We start from the raw sequence: 22,967 nt of genomic DNA on the forward strand, positions 1-22,967 counted from the left end.
GATAGCACCTGCCTTTTGGTGAGGTGTTTTACAATTTCCAGCGCAGGATGGGTTTTCGCGCGGCGGTTGCTTCGTCCAATCTTCGCACGGGCGTTGCGTGGGGGGCTTCTCTGAGGAGGTCGGGGTTTTCTTCGGCTTCTTTTGCGATTTGAATCATGGCTTCGATAAAGTCGTTGACCTGTTCGAGGCTTTCGGTTTCGGTCGGTTCGATTAGCATGGTTTCGGGGGCTACGTTGGGTAGGGGAAAGTAAATGGTGGGCGGATGGACGCCGTAATCGATCAGCCGTTTGGCGATGTCGGTTGCGGTGATCCCGTTCGCCTTTTTTTGTCGCGATGCCGAGAATACCATTTCGTGCATGGGTTGTGCATTTTTGGGGCGGTCGTAGTAGGGGTCGAGTTTTGCCGCGATATAGTTGGCATTCAAGACGGCCATTTCACTGGTGCGGCGCATGCCTTCTGCGCCGAGCATTTTGGCATAGATTAGCGCGCGTATTACCATGCCAAAATTGCCGTAGAATGAACTCACTTTGCCGATGGATTCCGGGCGGTTAAAGTCGAGCTTAAACGCATTTCCTTCTTTCAGGACTACGGGCAAGGGCAAGAATGGCAAGAGTGCTTTTGTTACGCCTACTGGACCAGAACCTGGTCCCCCGCCTCCATGGGGCGTGGTAAATGTTTTGTGCAGGTTGATGTGTACGACGTCAAAGCCCATGTCGCCGGGCCTACACTGGCCCAGAAAGGCGTTTAAGTTTGCGCCGTCGTAATACAAGAGGCCACCCGCGTCGTGTACTAACGCGGCGATGTCTTCAATTTCGTCTTCAAATACGCCAAATGTGTTGGGGTTGGTCAACATCAATCCGGCTACGTCTTCGGTCAAGTGCGTTTTGAGGTCTTCCACATCGACTGTGCCGCGTTCTGTTGATTTTATTGCCTGTACTGCATATCCGCAGATTGCCGCGGTTGCCGGGTTTGTGCCGTGGGCAGAGTCTGGAATGAGGACTACTTTTTTGGCATTGCCCTGTGCCCTGTGATAGGCGGCGATCAGTGAGATGCCCACGAATTCGCCCTGCGCTCCGGCTGTGGGTTGAAAGGTGAATCCGTCCATTCCGCTGACGGCTTTGAGCACCTGTTCCATTTCCCAGATGACTTGCAGGGCGGGTTGGGCATTTTCCGATAGGGGATGCAATCCCGCGATCTGTGGGATACGCGCAGCTTTTTCGTGTACTCTGGGGTTGTATTTCATGGTACAGGATCCCAGGGGGTAAAAATGCGTGTCGATGCTGAAGTTCATCTGTGAGAGCGCGGTGTAGTGGCGCACGAGTTCCAGTTCGCTCACTTCGGGGAGACCGGGAGGCACATCGCGGCGCATGGTTTCGGGTATCGCTGTTCCGGAATCCACAGCAGCGGGAAATGCGACACAGCGTCTGTCTGGTGCGCCGCGTTCAAAGATCAATATATCGCGATCCATTACAATGTCCTCCACGCATCGATGAGGCGATCAATGTTGGCGTCTGTGCGTTTTTCTGTGACACATGTGAGAATACAATTTTCGAGTTCGGGATAAAATCGGCCCAGGTCTATGCCGGCTTCAATGCCCCGATGTTGCAAAGCTGTTAGAACATCGGATGCTTTGCGGTCTGTTTCCAAAACGAATTCGTTGAATATTGGACCGGAGAATTTTTGGCGCACACCGTCTAATGCGGTTAATGCCTGCAATGCGCGGTGGCTTTGATGCCAGTTCAATTCGCCAACTTCTCGGAAGCCCTGCGGTCCGACCGAGGATAGGTACACGGTTGCTGCAGTTGCGCAAAGGGTCTGGTTGGTGCAGATGTTTGATGTGGCGCGTTCGCGTCGAATGTGTTGTTCGCGGGTTTGTAATGTCAGTACAAAGCCGCGTTTGCCATCTACATCGGTGGTCTGTCCGCAGATGCGACCGGGCATTTTGCGCACGTGTGCGTTTCGCGACGCAAAAAAGCCGACATAAGGTCCGCCATAAGACAGGGGCAGGCCCAATGGCTGCCCATCGCCTACGACTATATCGGCACCGAAGTCGCCCGGCGGGCGAATCGCGCTCAGGGATATGGGGTTGACGCAGGCTACAAAAGCCGTTCTGGTATTGTTGACGAGGTCGCCAATTTCGTCCAGGTGTTCGAGTACGCCCAAAAAATTCGGATTTTGTACGACCACGGCGGCGGTATTGTCGTTTAATTCGCGCTTTAAAGCGGGGATATCCAGTGTGCCGGAGTCGGACCAGGGAATATCCACGAGTTCGAGATCTATCCCCCGCACATAGGTCGCTACTACCTGGCGGTAAAACGGGTGCAGGCTGCGCGGCAATAAGATGCGCGTGCGGTTGTTCAGCCGGACCGACATAAGTACGGCTTCGGCCAGTGCAGAAGCGCCGTCGTACATGGACGCATTGGCGACTTCCATGTTGGTCAGTTCACAAATCATGGATTGAAATTCAAAAATAGCCCGCAGGGTTCCCTGACTCACCTCGGGCTGATAGGGCGTGTAGGCTGTAAAAAATTCGCCTCGTGAAATGATGGCATCGACCACGCTGGGCGAAAAGTGATCGTAAGCACCTCCGCCCAGGAATGATAGGGGTGTCTCGCTTCCGCGGTCGGTTAGCGATTGCACAAAAGCCATCGCTTCCATTTCACTGATTCCAGAGGGCAAATTGAGCGCTTTCAGGCGCAGTGATTCGGGAACGGGTGCAAATAGATCATCTGTGGATGCTACTCCGATCACGTTGAGCATGTGCTGAATATCGCGTTCTGTATGTGGCGTGTAATTCATCTCTCCTCACATTGCAATTTGTTCCAGATAGCCCGCGCGCGCTGGCGACACACGGCGGGTGTTTTGTCATTGACTACGACAAAATCTGCGACTGAGACTTTGTCTTCTTCGGGCAACTGTGCGGCCAGTCGCGCCACAACTTCGGCTCTGGAGATGCCCAACCGCGCCATTGTCCGCTGAATCCGCAGGGCTTTTGGGGCGGTTACTACTACGAGTATATCGACGATTTTTTTGGGATCGCCGCGTTCGACCAGAAGGGCCGCATCTACAACGACAGGGCGTGTGGGTTCTCGATCCAGAGCCGCGTGAATTTTATCCAGCAATAACTGCCGAAGCGGTTGCCACACGATGGCGTTGAGTTTTTCGCGGCTTTTGTCAGAGGCAAAGGCTCGCTTGCCCAATTCCCGGCGTGCGATTTGCCCGTGGGAATCCAGAATCTCCTGTCCGAACACATCGGTCAGGTTGCGAATCACAGTCGTGTCGCGGAGTACTTCGTGACCTGTTGCATCGGCGTCGATTACGCATGCGCCGGCTTTTTCAAATACGGCGCACACGGTGCTTTTGCCCGCGCCAATGCCTCCTGTTACGCCTATGATCACTGCTCGTCCTCTCGGCGATATACGCGCAGTTGCAGGGTCAATTCTTCGGCTGCGTCTTCGGCTTCCCACCGACGCAAGGTCGCGCGGTTCCGCAGTCTCACGCATATATAGGCGAGTAGCAAGAGCAAGGTGAGATACAGCCAGATCAAATCGGGCGAAAAGAGTAGTGTCATCAGACTGAATCGCGCCTGTACATCATCGCGCCATCGCCGCTCAAATTCGCGGGGCGTTTCGCCAGTTACGCGAAATAATGCGACTTCAAAGGGCGCGCCTGCTTCCAACTCGGAAAGCATGACGACCACGGCATTAGGACCGCCCAAACGGATTAAAAACGAGACTGCCAGCAAACTTTCCGTGTAAGCCAGATCGGCTTTTGCCGAAGGGAAAGATAGGACTTCATCAATTTCGGAGAGCGGGATTAAGTTTTCCGAAAAGACCGCGTAAAACACTGCCGCGCTTTGTCGCAAGCGCCACTCGTGCGACGCCCACATCGCCACGCCTTCGTGAAACCAGACGGGTACACGCGATGGCGCAATGGCGTGCAAAAATATATGGGCAAATTCGTGCCGCGCAACCTGTAGTAAATTGTCGGTGCCAGCTTGCAGTACAATGGTGCGCGATTCGAGAAATGCAACCCCCGCGCTCCAGTGTGGCAACCGCCCGTGTGTCAATTCTCCAAAAACGGTTTTGCTCGGTGCGAGATAAACCGCTATGGGAATTTCGGGGGCGCCGCCCAGTTTGCGCCGGATTTCATTGCGTCCAATAAGGAGTGCGTTCAACAATTCTCGTGCCCGAACCGCATCGGTATGCGCGAGGTATAAGGCGAGTCCATCGCGTTCAAATTTGTGCCATTCTGTCGCGTTTGCTGCGGAAAAAGAGAAGAGGAGGAGAAAGCAGAGATACGAGATTTTCGTTAAACGGGCAGACATGGGGTTGCCTCGTTGAGGCGTAGCCTACACCCAAATTCAGGGCGATGGGGTACAGACGGGACGGCACAGGGGCCGTCCCCTACAGACCATTTCTACCGCGGACGCTTTTTGGTCAGGTACTTAAAGAAGTCGCTGGTGGGAGGCATCACGACGGTTGTTCCTTCACCCAGGGTTTTTTCATAGGCTTCGAGGGTGCGCCAGAATTGAAAAAACCGGGGGTCTTGTTCAAAGGCATCGGCATAGATACGCAATGCTTCGGCATCGCCTTCACCGCGAATTAGCTGCGATTTTTGCAGGGCTTCGGATTTGAGTCGCGCGACTTCGAGGTCGGTTTCCGCGCGGATTTTCAGAGCCGCTTCTTCGCCCTCGGCGCGGTATTCTTTGGCCTGCCGGTCGCGCTCGGCACGCATGCGTTCAAATACGTTGTTTTTGTTTTCGCGCGGCAGGTCTGCGCGTTTAATCCGCACATCGAGGATATCAATGCCCAGTCCGAGTGCTGCCTCGTGGGAGCGCTCTGTTACTTTTTTCATGATTTCCTCGCGGTGCGTAACTACGATCTCGACCAGCGTGCGTTGGCCGAGTTCTTCTCGAACAGCAGAAAAAATGATGTCGTCCAGGCGCGATTGTGCATAGGAGACATTCTGGACAGATACCAAAAACTTGAGTGGGTCTGTGATGCGCCAGCGGGCGAAATTATCGACGATGAGGTTTTTCTTGTCCTGTGTGTAAATTTGTCTGGGATCGGCATCGCTGTACAGCAGGCGATCTTCGAAGGTGTGCAATTGTTGGATAAATGGGATCTTAAAATGCAGGCCCGGGGATTGCACGGTGCGTACGGGTTGTCCAAATTCTGTGACGACGACCTGTTCGCGTTCATCCACGATATAACACGATGATTGCAATAAAATGGTGGCAGCTATCAAAATGACCACCAGGGTTACGAGGTTGCGCATGTCAATTTCCTCCTCCTAATGGCTTTTGCAAGTTGAGAACGTTGAGGATGCCGCCCTTGCCATCGGATTCGACGACGTATTTTTGTATGCCGGGCAGAATTTTTTCCATTGTTTCGAGGTACATTCGCGTTTCGGTCACGTCTTTTGCGTTGCGGTATTCTTTGAGCACCTCGACGAAGCGGTCTGCATCGCCCTGTGAGCGCTTGACGCGCTCGACCTTATAGGCTTCGGCTTCTCGAATCATTCTTTCGGCTTCACCGCGCGTTTTTGGGATGATGTCGTTGCGATAGGCTTCGGCTTCGTTGCGGAGACGTTCTTTGTCTTCTCGCGCGTTGGCGACGTCCTTAAATGCGTGATCGACTTCCTGGGGTACAGATACGGTTTGCAATTTGGCCTGATCGACGCGCACGCCGATTTGGTAGAGGTCCAGGACTTCCTGAACCTGTTTCAGTATCTCTTCCTGTATTTCCAGCTTGCCCTCTGTGAGGGCCTGATCAATGGTGCGCTGCCCAATGACCTGACGCAATGCGGCCTCGGTCACGTCTTTGACGGCTTTTCGCTGGTCGTTGACCTGGAACAAGTAGTTCTCCAAATCGCGGATGCGATACTGAACGATCAACTCTACATCGACGATATTCTCGTCGCCGGTCAACATGGCGGATTCGGCTGTGACCTTCTGGTATCTCGGCGTGGGCGTTACGCTGATGGTGCGAAAGCCGACTTCGAGGCGTTTTACCTCTGATACGCGCTCTTTTTCAACGCGCTCGATGGGTGTGGGCCAGTGGTAGTGGATGCCAGGATCTTCCAGGCTTACCGCTCGTCCAAATCGAAATACGACTGCTTGCTCATCTTGCCGCACCGTATAGATGCCACTGGCCAACCAGAGCAATGCCAGTACAATTAACCCGTAATAGATGAACTTGGGGTTGAATTGCAAATCGAAATTTGGACGGTTTGGAAATTGATATTCTTGCATCAGGCCCTCCTTTCAGGACCGGGGAGAATGCCGTTTAATACGGCAGGTTGACCTGTCTGAATGTCCTGCACAGGCAGGTCTTCGGGGTTTAAGAATTGATTTATTTTCGCAATGCCCTCAATGCCGCGCAAACACACGTTGATACCCGCCACTCGATTGGCAAAACGGCTTGCAACTGCGCGGTTGCCCGTTTGCAAGAAGGCCCAGGTATATCCCATTAAAAAGGTGTCGCCACATCCGGTTTCGTCACAGGGTTCGGATATGGGCGCGGGGTCAAACTGGTCGATTACAATGTCTGAGCGATCATCTTGAAAAATTGTCTCAGAACCGCGGTTGCTGCGCGTGATCATCAATACCGAAGGTCCCGCGCACAGTACTCGTTTTGCAAAACGGCGTGTTGCGTTTTTTCCATCAAGTGTTTCGCCGGCGAGCAAAGCGCCTTCTTGCTCATTCATTTGTACGACATCTACGCATCCCATCCATTTTTCCCACTGCGGGGGCACGCGCCAGAACCGGCGGCGTTTTTCATCCATGCCCAGGGTTAGACTGTGGACATCCATTAACAATAAGCCAGTGGCGGAACGGCGTACGCGCTGTGCGGTTTCGAGCGCGAGTTCCATTCCGGTGATGAAATTAAAGCATATCGCGTCGCAGTCTAAAAATGGTTCAATTTGTGAAAAAGAGATTTGCGGGACGTCATTGTGCAGGGTTTCGCGTTTGCGCCCGTTTGCGTCGTAGTCCAAAAAGCAATGGGGATTCTTGCCCGATACAAATCGGATGCCGTCGAATTTGACGTGCGGATATGGCGCGAGTTTTTCTCGCACTACGGTTTCCATGTCTGCGCCTACATTGCAGATGGGATAAATCGCTACCCGAGAAGACGCGATCTCGGCCAGTGCCAGGATGCTGTACAACAAACCGCCGTAGCTTTCGGTTGTTACGCCATCGGCGGTGTGAATCGTGTCTCGGTTAATCGTGCCAAGCAACGCAATGCGCAGCTTATGATTCATCAGTCAGTTTCCGGGTAATGGTGAAAAAGATCATCCGCAGATGAAACCGAATCAATCTACCATAATACAATATGGGTGTCAACTATTAGCGGTTAGCTATAAGCGGTCATCCCGCTTCTACAATTTGCATGTCGTGGCGTGCGGTTGCGGCTAATTCTCGTCTTAAAACAGTGTGTGCGGTCAAATTTGGGTCGCGGTTCAGGAGTGTCTGTGCTTCTCGGCGTGCGGCGGTGATTAAGGCACCGTCGCGGGCGAGGTCGGCAAAGTGAAATTTGGGGAAGCCAGCTTGTTGTGTGCCAAAGATATGTCCGGGTCCCCGGATGCACAAGTCGGCTTCTGAAATTTCGAATCCGTCCGTTGTTCGCGCCATGGCGTCGAGGCGTTCATGTGCGTCATCTGATAGCCCTTCCTGGGGGTCTGCGATTAAGATGCAGTAGGATTGATGTTGACCGCGGCCCACGCGTCCGCGCAATTGGTGCAGTTGCGATAGTCCAAAACGCTCGGCGTGTTCGACCATCATGACTGTGGCATTGGGTACATCGACGCCGACTTCTATGACTGTTGTCGTGACCAGTGCATTCAGGTCGCCGCGTCTAAAGGCAGACATTGTGGTTTCTTTTTCATCGCGTTTTAGCCGGCCGTGAAGCAAGCCCAGTTGAAAGTTGGAGAGTGCGCCCTGTTGCAGGTTTTCAAAGGCGGCGGTGGCGGCTTGCAGGTCGCTTTTTTCGGATTCGGATACGAGTGGATAGACGATATATGCCTGGCGATTCTGTTGCAATTCGCTGCACAGGAATTGCAGTGCGCGGGCGCGGTCCTGTGCATAACGCCATCCCGTGCGTACAGGGATGCGACCGGGCGGCAGGGCGTCGATGATGGTGACGTCCAGATCGCCGTACAGGGTCAGCGATAGGGATCTGGGTATGGGGGTGGCGGTCATGACCAGGAGATGGGGCGCATTGCCTTTTTCGCGCAGCATGGCGCGCTGTACCACGCCAAAGCGATGTTGCTCATCGACGACGATGAGCGCGAGATCGGCAAATGCGATGTCGTTTTGCAACAGGGCATGTGTGCCGACGGTTAGTTGTATTTTTCCAGAACGCAATCCGTTCAGTATTTTGTCGCGTTGCGCCTTTGGCATGCGTCCTGTTACCAGTGCTATGTCTAAGCCCAATGGGGCGGTGAGTTCCCGGATGGTGTGGGCGTGTTGCTCGGCGAGGATTTCTGTGGGTGCCATTAAGGCGGCCTGCGCGCCGCTGTCTGCGGCACACAACATGGCGTGGAGGGCGACCAGGGTTTTGCCGGATCCCACATCGCCCTGTAACAGGCGGTGCATGGCTATGGGGCGCTGTAAGTCATGGCCGATTTCTGCAATGGCGCGCGTTTGCGCCTGTGTGAGTTCAAAGGGCAAATGCGCTACGAGTTGTTGCGTCAGGGGACCGCTGGATGTCAGGACGCGCCCGGGGGTGCGCTGGCGAAGCTTTTTTGCTTGTCCCAGATAAAGCTGGATGTAGAAGATTTCGTCAAATGATAGGCGTTGCCGCGCAGTGTCTATGTCCGTTTTTGTGTCTGGGAAATGAATTTTTTCAATTGCGTCTCTAAGGCGCATCAGGCCACGGCGTTTGCGTATGTTTTCGTCCAATGGGTCTTCGATTTGATCTCCAATAGCTTGTAGCGCGGCGAATAACAGGCGGCGGAGTGCGCGGGCTGTGAGGCGGTCTGCTTTCATTTTTGATGTGGTGGAATACAAGGGGATGATGCGTCCGGTGTGTAGCCGCTGGTTGTCGTCGTCTTCGTTTGCGAGAACTTCTATTTCGGGGTGTACTATTTGCAGGGTGCGCCCGAACCGCGTCAATTTGCCTCCGAGTGCCACGATGTCGCCCGCGCGATATGCATTTTTGAGGTATTGAATGCCTCCAAAATAGGTGCAGGCGACCGATCCGGTCTGGTCTTCTACTGTCATGACGAATCGCCGACGCTTGCCGGGGATTGTTTGCATGCTTACGATTTCGCCAACTGCGGTGACTTCTCGCTCCAGCGGCAGGTGTGCGATTCCGACTTCGGTGGATCGATCTATGTACCGATAGGGCAGGTAGAGCAGCAGATCGCCCACGGTGGCGATGCCAGCGTTTTCCAATACTTTTTCGCGCTTTAGCCCAATGCCCGGCAGGGTTCGCAGGGGCTGGTTTAAGTTTGAGAGCATAGTGTTTTATTTTTTTTCTTCGCTGTCGTCGTTCACTTCTTCCTTCTGTTTTCGCTTGTCCTTAAACGCTTTGATTTTTTCAATTAAATCAGGCGCGTATTTGAGCAGGTCGGCGATGGACATGCTTTTGTCTTCTATGGGGAGAAGCTGTGCTTTGCCTTTTTGTATGACGATGAATGCCACGGGTTGCACAGAGCCGCCTCCGCCCGTGCCACTGCTTCCGTCGTCTTTTTTGCCTTGCCCACCGCCTGCACCAAATCCAAAGGATATTTTGGATACGGGGATGATGGTGACTTCGCCCACGACAACAGGCTCGCCTACTACGGTTTCGGTTTGTACGATTTCACGCAGTTCGTTTAACATCGTTCGCACCATGTCTTCAATGGCCATGTGTCCTCCCGATAAATAAGGTCGCGATAATTAGCAGTCAGCAGTTAAGGGGACTTTGCGCCTGTTTTTGCGTTTTGTCCACCAGATTTTTGCGCGCCAGAGTCCGCCGCGTATAGTTAGGGCGAGTGCGGCGAATATCAGGCGGTGAAGATAAATGGAGATTCTCAAGGATCCCGATCCTGCAAAGCGCGGTTGCAAAAAGTCAGGGGTGATTGAGATGTGGATGCGTTTGCCAAAGATGCGCTTGAATGCTTCAACATATCCAAATAGACGTCCGGTGAAGGCGGGGTCGTCTGTTCCCAGTTCCAGATTTAATTCGAGGTGCTGAAATGCTATTGTTTTTGATAAGCGCTTCGCAAATCGCGTCAGTATGGGGCGCGCATCCGCGGCGTAGTTCAGGTATTGTTTTGTTTTCGCGTGCAGGGTTTGCAAGCGCGACCAGTAGGAGGGTTTTGTTGTCGGATATGATTCTGGTCTGTCCCGTTTTGGTTTGGTGGTGGTATCTTTTTCGGGTTCTGTTGTTGGGGCCGGTGATGGCGGTTTTTCTTCGGGTCGCCACACGGCCCAGCGTCCGATAACGACGCGTAGTTGTATTCCCTTTTTGTCAATGTCGCAAATAATACCACATAGCCCGGCACAACCGCGCGCGAAGCCGGATATACTGTAGTCATTTTCGCGGTAGTATCCCGTTGCGCCTGCGCGGATTGGCAAGAATATGAAGAGTGCCAGAATTGCAAGGGGGATACCCAGCGCAAGGCCAATGGCGATGAAGATTGTTGTAAGCATTTTCAAAATAGGGCAAAAATGAGCGTTAAAGTCAAGTAGTTTTGCCTATGCACTTGACACGGTGGCGCGCAGATTGCAATATTTGGCAATAGATAGTTATGTAAACGCGATGGACAGGAGTATTTATGACGATACACCAGCAGATCGAGAACTGGACGGCGGAGAACAGGATTTCTGCCGCGGCATTTCAAGGACTTTCGCAATGGCTTATTGATCCAGAGTTTGCCGATTTTGTTCCGGAAATTCAATTGCTTATCGAAGATGGAGATATAGACGAACTCGAGGATGCTTTTCGCACCCATATCGAGTTTGGTACGGGGGGTATTCGGGGTAAGATGGGGCCGGGTCCCAATCGGATCAATTTGAGGACGATTGGAGAGGCGGCGCAGGGTTTGGCGCAATATATACTCAAGTCGGGTATTGAAGATGCCAGAGATATGGGTGTGGTGATCGCATACGATACGCGCAATAATTCGGATGTTTTTGCGCGGGAGACAGCTTCGATTATTGCGGGTAATGGTGTTGTCGCGCGTCTGTTTGACGGTCCTCGGGCTACGCCTCATCTTTCTTTTGCACTGCGTCAGATAGGGGCTGTTGCAGGAGTGGTTATTAGCGCGAGTCACAATCCTCCGTCGGATAATGGTTTTAAGGCGTGCTGGATCGACGGCGGGCAGGTGGTTCCGCCGCACGATAAGAATATTATTGCCGAGGTTGGTGCTGTTAAGGGCCTCGATAGGGTTGATTATGCGGAGGGGGTAGAACGGGGATTGATTGAGGTGATTCATGCAGAGATCGATGCGCAATATATTGACAAGCTGGCTGACCTTTCCCTTTGCGATGCCCGCGATGTAAGTGTTGTATATACGCCGCTGCACGGCGTTGGTTCAACGAGTGTTGTGCCCGCGCTCGAGAAGTTGGGATATTCCCATTTGCGCGTTGTTGAGGCGCAAGATGTTCCGGATGGCAATTTTCCTACGGTGGCAGGGGGTGTGGCAAATCCCGAAGATCCAGGTGCGCTTTCTCTGGCGATTGAAGATGCAAGACAGGTTTGGGCTGATATTGTTCTGGCGAGCGATCCAGATGCCGATCGTCTGGGTTGTGCGCTGCCCGATCCGCAGAGGGGATGGGATGCCGACCCGGAAGATCTCGCGATTAATGGCAATCAGATTGGCGCTGTTTTGTGTTATTATATTTTGTCTTCGCTCAGGGATCAGGGCAAATTGCCCGATAAGGGGGTTGTGTGCAAGACGATTGTTACGACGGACCTCATTAGTCTTATTGCGAGGGATTTTGGTTTGATACCTGTTGACAATCTGCTCGTTGGATTTAAATATATTGGTGATGTGATTAATAGTCTGGCAGATGATGAGACTTTTGTGTTTGGTACGGAAGAGAGCCACGGTTATTTGTTTACCGATTTTGTGCGCGATAAGGATGCGGCTGTTGCTGCGGTTTTGCTCGCGGAGTGCGCGGCTCAGCTCAAGAGGCAAGGTCGCACGTTGCGGGATTATCTGGATGATATTTATCGCGCGTTCGGATATTTTTGCGAGGTGCAGAAATCGACGTATCGAGAAGGCGCACGGGGCAATGAGGAGATTGCCCAGATTATGAATGGTCTGCGCCAATATCCGCCTGCTGAAATTGGCGGTCATAAGGTGGTTGAGGTTATTGATCGCCAGACGAATACTGTGCGCAATGTTCAGGCGGGTTCTACGCGCACGATTCAGGGTGCTATGGGCAATGTTCTCGCTTTTACCTTGTCGGAGAAAGGGCACACGCGGGTTACTGCTCGGCCTTCTGGTACAGAACCCAAGATCAAGTATTATGTTTCGGCGACTTCGGCTGATCGCGCAGATCTGGCTGGGGAGGATCTGGAGCAGACAAGACAAAATGTCGATCAGTTCGCTCAGGAGATCGTCAATGGGATGCTTGTTTCAGCAGAGTGCGCGTTAAAGGAAGTAAGAAGTAAGAAGTGAAAAGTGAGAAGGCCCCGCCCAATCACCCAAAGGCTGGTGCTTCTACTCATTTCACACTTCACACCTCCTCCTTCACACTTCATTTACTATGACCCAATCGACAGATACAGGTATTAACCGGAATTTGACGAGTTACGGCGATCCGGAATTTAGTAAGTATATTCGCAGGGCTTTTCTCGCGGCTGCGGGATATGACGGCGAGGATGTGGATCGTCCCGTTATTGGAATTGCTTCGACGGCTTCTGATTATAATCCCTGCCACGGGCATATGCCGGATTTGATCGAGGCGGTCAAACGCGGGGTTTTTGAAGGCGGTGGCCTGCCTTTTGTGTTTCCCACGCTTTCGCTGAATGAGATTTTCTTTTCGCCTACGACGATGCTTTTTCGGAATTTGCTGTCTATGGAGACCGAGGAACTGATTACGGCGCAGCCTATGGATGCGGTGGTGCTGATGGGGGGGTGCGATAAGACTGTGCCTGCGCAGTTGATGGCTGCTGCTTCGGCTAATATTCCAGCTGTTCAGGTGGTGTCTGGCGCGATGCGGACCGGTTCGTGGCAGGGTGAGAGGTTGGGCGCGTGTACAGATTGCCGCCGTTATTGGGCGCAATATCGCGCAGGGGAACTGAGCGATGAGCAGATCGAAGGTGTGACGCAGTCGCTTTGCAGTACGCCGGGGACGTGTATGGTTATGGGGACTGCTTCGACGATGGCGAGTGTGGTGGAGACGCTGGGTTTGATGGTTTCTGGTGGTGCGTCACCGCTTTCGGGTACGGGAGATCGCCTGCGCGTAGGTGTGCGGTCTGGACGCATGGCTGTTGCTCTTGCTCGCGCGGGACGGCGTCCTGTACAATTGCTCACGCGGGCGTCGTTTCTCAATGCGCTCGCGGTGCTCCACGCGCTGGGTGGTTCTACGAATGCGATTGTTCATCTTCTGGCGATTGCGCGGCGGGCGGGGACTCGGCTGACTCTGGAAGATATGCACGAGATGTCGCAACGGGTGCCGTTGCTGGTGGATTGCAAGCCCGCAGGTGTGGGTTATATGGAGGATTTTCACGAGGCGGGTGGCGTTCCCGCGTTGCTCAAGGCGCTGGCGTCTTTGCTGGATTGTTCTGTGCCGACGATTGCGGGGCAAGCGTTGGGCGATTATTTGAAGACGGTTCAACCTCCTCAGTCCTGGCAAAGTACTATTCGCACGCTGGACAATCCACTTGGTGCTACGGGCGCGCTGATCGTGGTTCGCGGCAATCTGGCGCCGGATGGGGCTGTGCTGAAGGTTGCTGCGGCGTCTCCCGAATTGTTGGCGCACCGGGGCCCCGCGGTTGTTTTTGATTCTGCTGAGGATGCATCTGCGCGGATTGATGATCCTTCTCTCAATATTACGTCCGATCATGTGATGATTTTGCGTAATGCCGGTCCCGTGGGGGATGGGTTCCCCGAGGCGGGGTCTTTGCCCATTCCCAAATATCTTGCGCAAAGAGGGGTCAAAGATATGGTGCGGATTTCCGATGCGCGCATGAGTGGGACGTCTTATGGTACGGTGGTGTTGCACTGTTCTCCCGAGGCGGCGACAGGGGGACCGCTTGCTTTTGTGCGCGATGGCGACATGGTTGAGTTGAATGCAAGAGAACGCCGCATTGATTTGCTGGTCAATGAGGCAGAGCTTGCGCGTCGCCGCGAGGCTTTTGTTCCTGCGCCAATTCCCGAGCGCGGATGGCGACATTTGTATGCCAAATGCGTTTTGCCCGCTCATCTCGGCGCAGACCTGGATTTTTTGTGAGATATAACCCCCTAAAAGAAAGGATACCTGTCATGGCAGATTATCAACCTCTCGATTTGTCGGCGTTGTGCAATGCGGGGCTTGAAGTTTTGGGCGCGAATGCGAAGGCTCCCATAGGCAAACAATTATTTCGCGGTTTGCCGTTTTTGGTAAATGACGATGGTTCGAATTGTTTTATCGCGCTGGATGAGGCTTCTGGTCGCGTGACGATTCCGATCAATGAGTCGGTACGCCGCGTGATTATTGCCCATCGATTGCTGGATTCCGATCTGATGGAGGGCGGTCCGTTGGGAGAGACTGTGGCGCATTATCTGTTCCGGATGGCGGAGGGTGAAGAATTCCGCATTCCCATCCGCGAGCGATTTGAGATTGCACATTTATCCAGCGGTGGTGCGCCCTTTGTCGCATTTTCGGACCAGAACGACCAGCTATTGCCGCGTTACGAAGGGAGATGGGCGGATATGGGGCGACGTCAGACCGAGGTGTCGCGCGGGTCGGCTCGCGGTTATTTTTTGTGGGCGTGGGAGAATCCTCAACCGGATCGCATAGTCGAGTCGCTGGAGATTATTCCGAATGGTCCGCGTTTTATTATCGCCGGTGTTACGCTTTCTCATCTTGAGGAGTATCCTTTTGTGCGACACGGGAAGCGGGAGGCGCGTCTGATCCTGACCCATCCCGAAGATGCGGAAAGACCGTTTGACCTTAGTGTGGAGGTGGATCGGGGGACGGCAACTTATGTGCATCCACTGCCCGAAGCGTCTGCCGATGATTTTGTCAATGATGATTTCGCCGGTTGGGGAGAAGCGCAGAATCCCAAATCGAGTCCGGCTTATGTCGAGGTCGCTGCCACGCCTTCGGCTACGATGACGGTGAAGCAGGGCGAGGAAAAGGTGGGCGAGGTCAAGTGGGGTGATGTGGAGGAGAAGAAGGTGGTGGAGACGCCGCGCATGCGCGTGGAACTCCTGGATCGGGGGCGGAACTGGGTTCACGTTACTGTTCTCGATGACGATACGGGGAAGCCCATTCCTTGCCGCGTCCATTTCCGCTCGCCCGAGGGGATTCCCTATCAGCCTTACGGGCATCACAATCAGGTTAATTCCAATCTCGATAGCTGGCATGTTGATATTGGTGGCGATCTCAGGCTGGGACAAATTACCTACGCGTATATCGACGGTCGTTGCCAGGGGTGGTTGCCGCGCGGTGAGGTCATTGTGGATGTCGCCCGGGGATTTGAGTATGAGCCGGTGCGGACACGGGTGAAGATCGAACCGGGACAGCGCGAACTGACTTTGCGTCTCAAGCGATGGATTCACATGAACGAGGGGGGATGGTATAGCGGGGATTCGCACGTTCACTTTCTCTCGACGCAGGGAAGTCATACGGAGTCTCAGGGGGAGGATCTCAATATCGTTAATTTGCTTCCGTCGCAGTGGGGCAATCTTTTTACCAATACGGAGGATTTTACGGGCAGGCCGAGTATTTCGCAAGATGGGAATAATATCGTCTATGTCGGTCAGGAGAATAGGCAGCACTTTCTGGGGCATCTTATCCTGTGGGGTCTCAAAGAGCCGGTGATGCCGTGGTGCAGTGACGGTCCCGGTGAGTCCGAGCTGGGTGGGACGCTGGAGATTACGATGAGTGATTGGGCGGATCAGTGTCATGCGCAGGGCGGTTCGGTTATTGTTCCGCATCTTCCGAATCCGAATGGGGAGCCTGCGGCGCTGATTGCCACGGGGCGCGTGGATGGCGTGGAGATGCTGCGTCATGCGCCGTTTAATCATCTGGAATACTATCGCTATCTCAACTGCGGTTACCGCTTGCCTCTGGTTGGTGGGACGGATAAGATGAGTAGCGATGTGCCCGTTGGTATTTACCGCACGTATGCCTATTTGCCCGATGGGGAATTTACCTACGATAATTGGTGCAAGAGTGTGTCGCAGGGTCGAACATTTCACAGCGGGGGTCCCATCATTCATCTCACCGCAGATGGACACCAGGTTGGCGATACGATGCAGTTGTCGGGGGCTGGTACGGTGGAGGTCGAGGCGTGGGTGGAGAGTATTTTCCCGATTCATACGCTCGAGATCGTTCAGGCAGGGCGCGTCGTTGCTTCGACGGAGGATAATAAAGGTGCGCGGCGACTGGCGTTGAAGGCGAAGGTGAAGGTGGATGGGCATACGTGGATTGCCGCCCGATGTGCCGGTCCCAATTATACCAGCGTTCCCCATCACGATGGCTGGGGACGGGGGATTTTCGCCCATACGTCGCCGATTTATATCGCCTGCGGTGGCGAGTGGTGGATGTTCGATCTGGAGGCTGCCCAGTATATGCTGACGCTTATTGATGGCGATCTGGCGTACATCCGTCAAACCGCTGCCCGGCACACCTCCGGTACGGCGACGCACCATCACGGTGAGTTGGACCATCTCGCGTATTTGGAACGTCCCTTTGTCGAAGCCCGTGCAGCGATTCACCGAAGGATGCATCAGTTGGGGATACCGCATTGATGCGGTAAGAATTGAAAATATTTGAACTGTCGGTATTGACAAACTGACAGATGTGCTTTAATTGAAAAGAGTTTCCCATGTTTATGAATGTGGAGTTGTAGTCAGTACTGTGGAGGTTTGTAAAATGACAGGTGCCGATATTGCAGTGTACGGTCCAGATGGACAACTTCAACTGGTCGTCGAAATTAAAAATAGACCCGGCGCGTCCGCCGAATGGGCTACTCGCCTGCGCCACAATTTATTGGTCCATTCATTTATACCGCGTGCGCCCTACTTCCTGCTCGCGCTCCCTGATTTTTTTTATTTGTGGACAGACGCCATATCTGCGAGTAATCTGGCAAAACCCGACTATAAAATAAAGGCCACGAAAATACTGGCACCATATCTTAACCAATTAACCCAGCCCCTTAATGGTCTAAGCGGGTATGGCTTCGAGATGATTATGACTTCATGGCTGGCTGGCATTGTACATACAGACCTTCAACCAGACGAAGTTGATCCAAATCTCCAATGGCTCTTTGACTCGGGATTATACGAAGCAATTGCACGCGGTTCTGTTGCGATTGAAGCTACAGTATGATTGTGTACGTAGAATCAAATTTCGTCCTTGAACTCGCTTTTCTTCAAGAAGAACATGAAAGTTGCGAGGAACTTTTGAGCCTGTCAAAGTCAGGAGATATTCACTTAGTGTTACCCACCTTTAGTATTGGAGAGCCGTATGAGACATGGGTGCGTCGCTCAAAAACGATCTAAAAAAATACGATTGCTTACGGCTGCCAAATTTCACTAAGGGTTTAGAGTATATCCGCAGTCGGTTGTAAAATGTAGCACTGGCGCAGCCAGTTCATTGCGCAGATTTTCTATGATAAAGCCTCAACCATGAGGAAGGGCTTTATCATTTTTTTTCAGGAGTTTTGCAAATGTTTGGAAGAAAAGGGTTATTATTTTTTGTCCTATTTGTGTTGTTGATGTGTACCGGTCAAGCAATTGCTGGTCCCAATGCGAATGCTTCTCCAGACTTTGATGGGGATGGTGTGGTTGGTATTCCCGATTTTTTGCTATTTGTAGATCGGTTCGGGTCCAGTCGGAGCGATGGGACTTATGAAGCGAAATACGATCTGGATGGGGATGGTGTGATTGGTATTCCCGATTTTCTGATTTTTGTGGATAACTTCGGCAAAGAGGTGCCTCCCTCTCGTGATGATGAGGTGGTTGTCATTGCAGATGCGAATCTGCGCGCTGCAATTGAAACGGAGCTTGACAAGGCGAGCGGTGCGACGATCACCAGGGGGGATATGGCGACCTTAACCCGTCTTGAAGCAGAGAACTCGAATATTAGCGACTTGGCAGGGCTGGAGTTTGCAATCTGTCTGACAAGACTGAATCTCGGTTATGAGATAGTAGAAAGGCGTGCGGTCAATAGTAACACAATCTCAGACCTTTCCCCACTGTCGGGATTGACGAGTCTAACAAATCTGAATCTTTCCTACAACTCTATCTCAAACCTTTCCCAGCTGTCCGGATTGACGAGTCTGACAGAGCTGAATCTTGTAGGCAACTCGATCACAAATATTTCGCCACTGTCTGGTTTGATCAGTCTGACAGAGCTGCGTCTTTACTACAACAGCATCTCAGACATCTCTGATCTGTCGGGATTGACCAGTCTGGAAAGGCTGGATATTAGTCGCAACTCTGTCTTTGATATATCAGCGCTGTCGGGATTGACCAGTCTGGAAAGTCTGCGTCTTGGTGGCAACTCTATCTCAGACATCTCTGATCTGTCGGGATTGACGAGTCTGACATATCTGATTCTTCACAATAACAACATCTCAAACATCTCAGCTTTGTCGGGATTGATGAGTCTGGAAAGGTTGAATCTTCACGACAACTATATCTCTGATCTATCTGCACTGTCGGGATTGACGAGTCTGACATGGATTAATCTTTACAACAACAGCATCTCTGACCTTTTGCCATTGGTAGCAAATACGGGATTGGGAAGTGGAGATGAGGTTGAGTTGAGGAATAACCCACTGAGTGACACATCAATCTACACGCATATTCCAGTTCTTCGGAGCAGAGAGGTTACTGTGAACTATGGTGCGTTTTAGTCCCTTGGGTTAGAAAATAGACGCCATCCATCCGCCATCCACGGGCAGGGCTGTGCCGGTGATCCAGGCGGCGGCGTCCGATGCGAAGAATACCGCGGCGTTGCCGATGTCCGATGGCAAGCCCAGGCGGGGCAGTGGGGTTTTTACTTTGCAGTCTTCAATGTCCTGCGGTGTGAGATAGTCCTGTATGGGCGTTTCGATGTAGCCCGGGCAGATCGCGTTGACGGTTGCGCCAAAGGGAGCCAATTCCAGGGCGGTGTCTCGCGTGAGGTTGACGACGCCGGCTTTTGATGCAGCATACGCTGGTCCTCCGCCCCCGCCAAATGACTGTACAGATGCGATGTGGATGATTCTGCCGGATGGTTTTTTGAGGTGTGGCATGGCGAGTTTGCTGGCGACATATAGTGCCCGAAGGTTTACGCCCATTACGGTGTCGTAGTCGGCGATGGTTGTTTCTTCTATGCCGCCAGGTATTGTGATGCCGGCGTTGTTTACCAGGATGTCTAATGTGCTAAATTCGGAGATGGTCCGTTCGATCAGATTGCGTACCGCTTCGTCATCCGATACGTCGGTCTGCACGAAGATTCCTTTCCCTCCGCGTTTTTCTATTTCTTCTACCGTAGAAGTGGTTAAGTCGGTGTCGTGATATATGCCCTTTTTGGGTGCTTCCTGAATATCGGCCACTGCCACACATGCGCCTTCTCGTGCAAGTGCCAGTGCTATGCCCCGCCCAATGCCAGAGCTTGCGCCAGTGACGATTGCCACGCGGTCTTTGAGTGTCATGGTTTCTCCTTGGAAAGGCGAATCAGCGAATCTACGAATCGAAGCCTTTAGTGATTTTGGGTGGTGGAGCGGGGTTCGTCTATTCGTCTATTCGTCTATTCGTCTATCACTTCCGCTATCGCTTCGCACAATGGCCCGATGTTGTCCCTTGTCATGCCCGCCACGTTGATGCGTCCCGAACTGACGATGTATATCGAATATCGCTCGCGCAATGCTTCTACTTGCTCGGGGGTCAATCCGGAGAAAGAAAACATTCCTCTCTGGTGTGCGATAAACGAAAAGTCGCGCCGCACGCCTTTTGTTTCGAGGGTATCCACAAATAGGGTGCGCATGTTGTTGATGCGGTCGCGCATGGCTTTTACTTCGCCGTCCCATTGTGCCCGCAAGGCGGGGTCGTTGAGGACTGTTGCGACTGCCTGTGCGCCGTGCGATGGCGGGTTGGAATAATTTGTGCGGATGCAGATTTTGATGTGGCTCATCGCTTTTTCAACGGTGGTGGCGTTTTTCCCTACGATGGTCAATGCGCCCGTGCGTTCGCGGTAGAGGCCAAAGTTTTTGGAGAAGGAACTGGCGACGAGGAGTTCGCAGCCGGGGCGGCTGAGAGATTGGAGGCCGACGGCGTCTTCGACGAGGCCATTGCCCAGGCCCTGATAGGCAAAGTCAACGAGTGGGATGATGCCGCGGTCTGCGACGACATCGGCTATTTGCGCCCATTGCTCGGGAGAGGGATCGACGCCGGTGGGGTTGTGACAACATCCGTGTAATAAGACGACATCGCCTGCGGGGATTTGCCCGAGGTCCTGGATGAGTGCGTCAAAGTCCAGGCCGAAAGACGCGGGGTTGTAATAGCGGTAGGTCGCTGTGGGTACGCTGGCAGATTCAAAAATTTTAGGGTGGTTTGCCCAGGTGGGGTCGCTCAGCCATACGCGGGCATGGGGATAGTGCTGATGGATGAAATCGCCGGCAATGCGCAATGCGCCCGTGCCGCCTGGTGCCTGGGCTGTTCCCGCGCGGCCACTGGTGAGTATTTCGTGTTCTGTTCCCCAGAGGAGTTCCTGGACGGCTTTGTTATACGCTTCGTCGCCTTCTATGCCGAGATAATTTTTGGTGTCTTCGTGTGCGAGTAGGCGTTCTTCTGCTGTTTTTACAGAGGCGAATATTGGCGTGTTGCCGTCGCCGTCTTTGTACACGCCAACGCCGAGGTTTATTTTGTTGGGGTTTGGGTCGTTTTTGAATGCTTCGGTCAATCCTATAATGGGATCCGCAGGGGCCATTGTGAGGGATTCGAACATTATTCCTTCCTTTCAGGATCAGGGTATTGAGGATAGGACAACCTCTTATTATTCGTGGGCAAAGATACATACGCACGCTGTAAAACGCAAGGATACACCCGAAAGTCAATATATTGATTTTCCCACCCCCCTGTCGTATCTTCACGTTATGTCACAGACTGCACACAAGACCCGCGGGATTGCGATTGCAGAGGCTTATGCCCATTGCGAGGCACTTACCCGCGCGCATTATGAGAATTTTCCGGTTGGCTCGGTGCTTATTTCCAAACGCGTGCGGCCCCATGTGTATAGTATCTATGCGTTTGCGCGTACGGCGGATGATTTTGCCGATGAGCCGGGTTTGACGGCGCAGGAGCGACTCGACCATCTCGCTGAGTGGGAAGCGCGTCTCGATGCGTGTCTTTCAGATCCTGTTGGTCCGATATTTACGGCGCTTGCAGAGACGATTCGCACGCACGATTTGCCCGTGCAATTGCTCAGAGATTTGCTTACGGCGTTTCGCATGGATGTGACGACGCAACGGCATCAGACTTATGGGGATTTGTTGGCGTACTGCACGTTTTCTGCCAATCCCGTGGGGCGGCTTATTCTCCATCTGTTTGGGTATCGCGGCGAGCACTATGCGCGGCATTCTGACGCGATATGCAGTGCGTTGCAACTCGCCAATTTCTGGCAGGATATTGCAATTGATTTTTCGCGCGGGCGCATTTATCTCCCGCAGGAGGATCTCAAACGGTTTGGTGTCGGGATTTCAGATTTGCGCGATCAGCGCGTTACGCCGGAGTTTTGCAGGCTTATGGATTATCTCATCAACCGCACACGGGATCTGTTTGTGGAGGGGTATCCCCTGCTGGATATGGTGAAGGGGCGATTGCGTTTTGAACTGCGGTTGACCTGTTTGGGCGGTATGCATATTCTGAAGAAGATTCGCGATAACGATTGCGATGTGTTTCATCGACGGCCCACTGTTACAAAACGCGATTTGCCCGCGCTTTTGTTGAAAACGCTTTTTTTTCGAGGCGTCCAATCGTGAACCTTAAAAAACACATTGCCAAAATTGTGTGGGGCGCTCGGACGAATTTTTTTTACGCGTTTGTTTTTTTGCCGCGCAAGAAACGCGAGGCTATTTTTTCGGTTTATGCGTTTAGCCGACATACCGATGATATTGTCGATGATGCGGCTTCGCCAGAAGAGGCGCGGTGCCGTCTCGATGCGTGGCGCGAGCAACTCCACGCCTGCTATAAGGGCAGTGCTACCCATCCGATCGCGCAGAATCTGCAGGGCGTTTTGCGGGATTTTCCCATTTCCAAAGCGCATTTTCTGGCGCTTATTGAGGGTGTTGAGATGGATTTGACAAAGAATCGGTATGCGACGTTTGACGAGTTGCGCGAATACTGCTACCGGGTCGCATCGGTTGTGGGGTTAATCTGTATTGAAATTTTTGGGTACCGCAATCCGCAGACCCGCGATTATGCCGTCAATCTGGGTCTCGCACTTCAACTGACTAATATTTTGCGAGATGTGCATACAGATTGGCAACAGGACCGCATTTATCTTCCACAGGAAGAGATGGCGCGGTTTGGATATCCGGAAGAGGCGCTTGCTCGGGGAGATTATAATGCTGCGTTTATCGAGTTGATGCGGTTTCAAGCGCAACGCGCGTGGACCTTTTATCAAACAGCCGAAGAATTGCTTCCCGCGGAGGATAGGGCTGCCATGTTTTCGGCGCAGATTATGGGCAAAATTTATGCCCAGTTGCTCGTGAAGATCCAGCAGGCCGACTACAATATTTTTGGCGCGTCTATTCGTCTCAACGATTTGCACAAACTGGGCATTGCGCTGCGCTATTGGCTGGGCAGTCGTTTCGCTTGGGGGTGAT

19 protein-coding genes are annotated in these 22,967 nt (G+C 52.9%); 7 read left to right on the forward strand and 12 right to left on the reverse strand.

The window, feature by feature from the left end; translation table 11 throughout:
• Positions 1 to 28 precede the first annotated feature (28 nt).
• The 10 genes from gcvPB to OXH16_03510 form a co-directional block, all read right to left on the reverse strand.
• The gene (gene gcvPB, locus OXH16_03465) at positions 29 to 1,468 is read right to left on the reverse strand and encodes an aminomethyl-transferring glycine dehydrogenase subunit GcvPB (protein ID MCY3680428.1); all 1,440 of its coding nucleotides are present in this window, start codon (positions 1,466 to 1,468) and stop codon (positions 29 to 31) included.
• Positions 1,468 to 2,799, reverse strand: coding sequence for an aminomethyl-transferring glycine dehydrogenase subunit GcvPA (gene gcvPA / locus OXH16_03470; protein ID MCY3680429.1), 1,332 nt, complete (start codon positions 2,797 to 2,799; stop codon positions 1,468 to 1,470). Before gcvPA ends, gcvPB begins: the two co-directional genes overlap by 1 nt.
• On the reverse strand, positions 2,796 to 3,398 hold the full coding sequence (gene coaE, locus OXH16_03475; GenBank protein MCY3680430.1) for a dephospho-CoA kinase: 603 nt from the start codon (positions 3,396 to 3,398) through the stop codon (positions 2,796 to 2,798). Before coaE ends, gcvPA begins: the two co-directional genes overlap by 4 nt.
• On the reverse strand, positions 3,395 to 4,327 hold the full coding sequence (locus tag OXH16_03480; protein MCY3680431.1) for a peptidase MA family metallohydrolase: 933 nt from the start codon (positions 4,325 to 4,327) through the stop codon (positions 3,395 to 3,397). Before OXH16_03480 ends, coaE begins: the two co-directional genes overlap by 4 nt.
• A 92-nt stretch (positions 4,328 to 4,419) precedes the next feature.
• Complete coding sequence (gene hflC / locus OXH16_03485; GenBank protein MCY3680432.1) at positions 4,420 to 5,280, reverse strand: protease modulator HflC; 861 nt, start codon at positions 5,278 to 5,280, stop codon at positions 4,420 to 4,422.
• A 1-nt stretch (position 5,281) separates the two neighbouring features.
• Positions 5,282 to 6,256 (reverse strand): FtsH protease activity modulator HflK, encoded by a 975-nt coding sequence (hflK, locus tag OXH16_03490; GenBank protein MCY3680433.1) that lies wholly within the window; start codon positions 6,254 to 6,256, stop codon positions 5,282 to 5,284.
• Positions 6,256 to 7,266, reverse strand: coding sequence for a carbohydrate kinase family protein (locus tag OXH16_03495; GenBank protein MCY3680434.1), 1,011 nt, complete (start codon positions 7,264 to 7,266; stop codon positions 6,256 to 6,258). Before OXH16_03495 ends, hflK begins: the two co-directional genes overlap by 1 nt.
• Before the next feature lie 106 nt (positions 7,267 to 7,372).
• Complete coding sequence (gene recG / locus OXH16_03500; protein MCY3680435.1) at positions 7,373 to 9,466, reverse strand: ATP-dependent DNA helicase RecG; 2,094 nt, start codon at positions 9,464 to 9,466, stop codon at positions 7,373 to 7,375.
• Between the two features lie 6 nt (positions 9,467 to 9,472).
• Entirely contained in the window at positions 9,473 to 9,856 is a 384-nt protein-coding gene (locus tag OXH16_03505; GenBank protein ID MCY3680436.1) for a spore germination protein GerW family protein, read from the reverse strand.
• A gap of 30 nt (positions 9,857 to 9,886) precedes the next feature.
• Complete coding sequence (locus OXH16_03510; GenBank protein MCY3680437.1) at positions 9,887 to 10,642, reverse strand: DUF2953 domain-containing protein; 756 nt, start codon at positions 10,640 to 10,642, stop codon at positions 9,887 to 9,889.
• 125 nt (positions 10,643 to 10,767) lie between these two features.
• On the opposite strand from OXH16_03510, the gene OXH16_03515 reads away from it, so the two are divergent.
• From OXH16_03515 to OXH16_03535, 5 genes are all read left to right on the forward strand, one after another.
• Positions 10,768 to 12,618 (forward strand): phospho-sugar mutase, encoded by a 1,851-nt coding sequence (locus tag OXH16_03515; GenBank protein MCY3680438.1) that lies wholly within the window; start codon positions 10,768 to 10,770, stop codon positions 12,616 to 12,618.
• An 88-nt stretch (positions 12,619 to 12,706) separates the two neighbouring features.
• Entirely contained in the window at positions 12,707 to 14,395 is a 1,689-nt protein-coding gene (locus OXH16_03520; GenBank protein MCY3680439.1) for a dihydroxy-acid dehydratase, read from the forward strand.
• Between the two features lie 32 nt (positions 14,396 to 14,427).
• Positions 14,428 to 16,902 (forward strand): CehA/McbA family metallohydrolase, encoded by a 2,475-nt coding sequence (locus tag OXH16_03525; protein MCY3680440.1) that lies wholly within the window; start codon positions 14,428 to 14,430, stop codon positions 16,900 to 16,902.
• 124 nt (positions 16,903 to 17,026) lie between these two features.
• Positions 17,027 to 17,482 carry a hypothetical protein gene (locus OXH16_03530; protein ID MCY3680441.1) on the forward strand — a complete coding sequence of 152 codons (456 nt, stop codon included), beginning with the start codon at positions 17,027 to 17,029 and terminating at the stop codon, positions 17,480 to 17,482.
• A 340-nt stretch (positions 17,483 to 17,822) separates the two neighbouring features.
• Positions 17,823 to 19,013 carry a leucine-rich repeat domain-containing protein gene (locus OXH16_03535; GenBank protein ID MCY3680442.1) on the forward strand — a complete coding sequence of 397 codons (1,191 nt, stop codon included), beginning with the start codon at positions 17,823 to 17,825 and terminating at the stop codon, positions 19,011 to 19,013.
• Between the two features lie 9 nt (positions 19,014 to 19,022).
• Here OXH16_03535 and OXH16_03540 read toward each other — a convergent pair whose 3' ends face one another.
• Positions 19,023 to 19,796: a 3-oxoacyl-ACP reductase FabG gene (locus OXH16_03540; protein MCY3680443.1), complete on the reverse strand. Its 774-nt coding sequence runs from the start codon at positions 19,794 to 19,796 to the stop codon at positions 19,023 to 19,025.
• Between the two features lie 95 nt (positions 19,797 to 19,891).
• A complete protein-coding gene (locus tag OXH16_03545; GenBank protein ID MCY3680444.1) occupies positions 19,892 to 21,088 on the reverse strand; it encodes an aspartate/tyrosine/aromatic aminotransferase in 1,197 nt (398 codons plus the stop codon).
• Between the two features lie 148 nt (positions 21,089 to 21,236).
• Here OXH16_03545 and hpnC point away from each other — a divergent pair, with 148 nt between their 5' ends.
• Complete coding sequence (gene hpnC / locus OXH16_03550) at positions 21,237 to 22,121, forward strand: squalene synthase HpnC (GenBank protein MCY3680445.1); 885 nt, start codon at positions 21,237 to 21,239, stop codon at positions 22,119 to 22,121.
• On the forward strand, positions 22,118 to 22,966 hold the full coding sequence (hpnD, locus tag OXH16_03555) for a presqualene diphosphate synthase HpnD (GenBank protein ID MCY3680446.1): 849 nt from the start codon (positions 22,118 to 22,120) through the stop codon (positions 22,964 to 22,966). Before hpnC ends, hpnD begins: the two co-directional genes overlap by 4 nt.
• The last annotated feature ends 1 nt before the right edge of the window (position 22,967 follow it).

This window comes from Gemmatimonadota bacterium (genome assembly GCA_026705765.1).
In the GTDB taxonomy this organism is placed as follows: Bacteria; Latescibacterota; UBA2968; order UBA2968; family UBA2968; genus VXRD01.

Bases quoted from the DNA above. Each gene is read 5' to 3' on its own strand.
- gcvPB (MCY3680428.1), bottom strand. From the start codon at position 1,468: ATGGATCGCGATATATTGATCTTTGAACGCGGCGCACCAGACAGACGC.
- gcvPA (MCY3680429.1), bottom strand. From the start codon at position 2,799: ATGAATTACACGCCACATACAGAACGCGATATTCAGCACATGCTCAAC.
- OXH16_03480 (MCY3680431.1), bottom strand. From the start codon at position 4,327: ATGTCTGCCCGTTTAACGAAAATCTCGTATCTCTGCTTTCTCCTCCTC.
- hflC (MCY3680432.1), bottom strand. From the start codon at position 5,280: ATGCGCAACCTCGTAACCCTGGTGGTCATTTTGATAGCTGCCACCATT.
- hflK (MCY3680433.1), bottom strand. From the start codon at position 6,256: ATGCAAGAATATCAATTTCCAAACCGTCCAAATTTCGATTTGCAATTC.
- OXH16_03495 (MCY3680434.1), bottom strand. From the start codon at position 7,266: ATGAATCATAAGCTGCGCATTGCGTTGCTTGGCACGATTAACCGAGAC.
- recG (MCY3680435.1), bottom strand. From the start codon at position 9,466: ATGCTCTCAAACTTAAACCAGCCCCTGCGAACCCTGCCGGGCATTGGG.
- OXH16_03505 (MCY3680436.1), bottom strand. From the start codon at position 9,856: ATGGCCATTGAAGACATGGTGCGAACGATGTTAAACGAACTGCGTGAA.
- OXH16_03510 (MCY3680437.1), bottom strand. From the start codon at position 10,642: ATGCTTACAACAATCTTCATCGCCATTGGCCTTGCGCTGGGTATCCCC.
- OXH16_03515 (MCY3680438.1), top strand. From the start codon at position 10,768: ATGACGATACACCAGCAGATCGAGAACTGGACGGCGGAGAACAGGATT.
- OXH16_03520 (MCY3680439.1), top strand. From the start codon at position 12,707: ATGACCCAATCGACAGATACAGGTATTAACCGGAATTTGACGAGTTAC.
- OXH16_03525 (MCY3680440.1), top strand. From the start codon at position 14,428: ATGGCAGATTATCAACCTCTCGATTTGTCGGCGTTGTGCAATGCGGGG.
- OXH16_03530 (MCY3680441.1), top strand. From the start codon at position 17,027: ATGACAGGTGCCGATATTGCAGTGTACGGTCCAGATGGACAACTTCAA.
- OXH16_03535 (MCY3680442.1), top strand. From the start codon at position 17,823: ATGTTTGGAAGAAAAGGGTTATTATTTTTTGTCCTATTTGTGTTGTTG.
- OXH16_03540 (MCY3680443.1), bottom strand. From the start codon at position 19,796: ATGACACTCAAAGACCGCGTGGCAATCGTCACTGGCGCAAGCTCTGGC.
- OXH16_03545 (MCY3680444.1), bottom strand. From the start codon at position 21,088: ATGTTCGAATCCCTCACAATGGCCCCTGCGGATCCCATTATAGGATTG.
- hpnC (MCY3680445.1), top strand. From the start codon at position 21,237: ATGTCACAGACTGCACACAAGACCCGCGGGATTGCGATTGCAGAGGCT.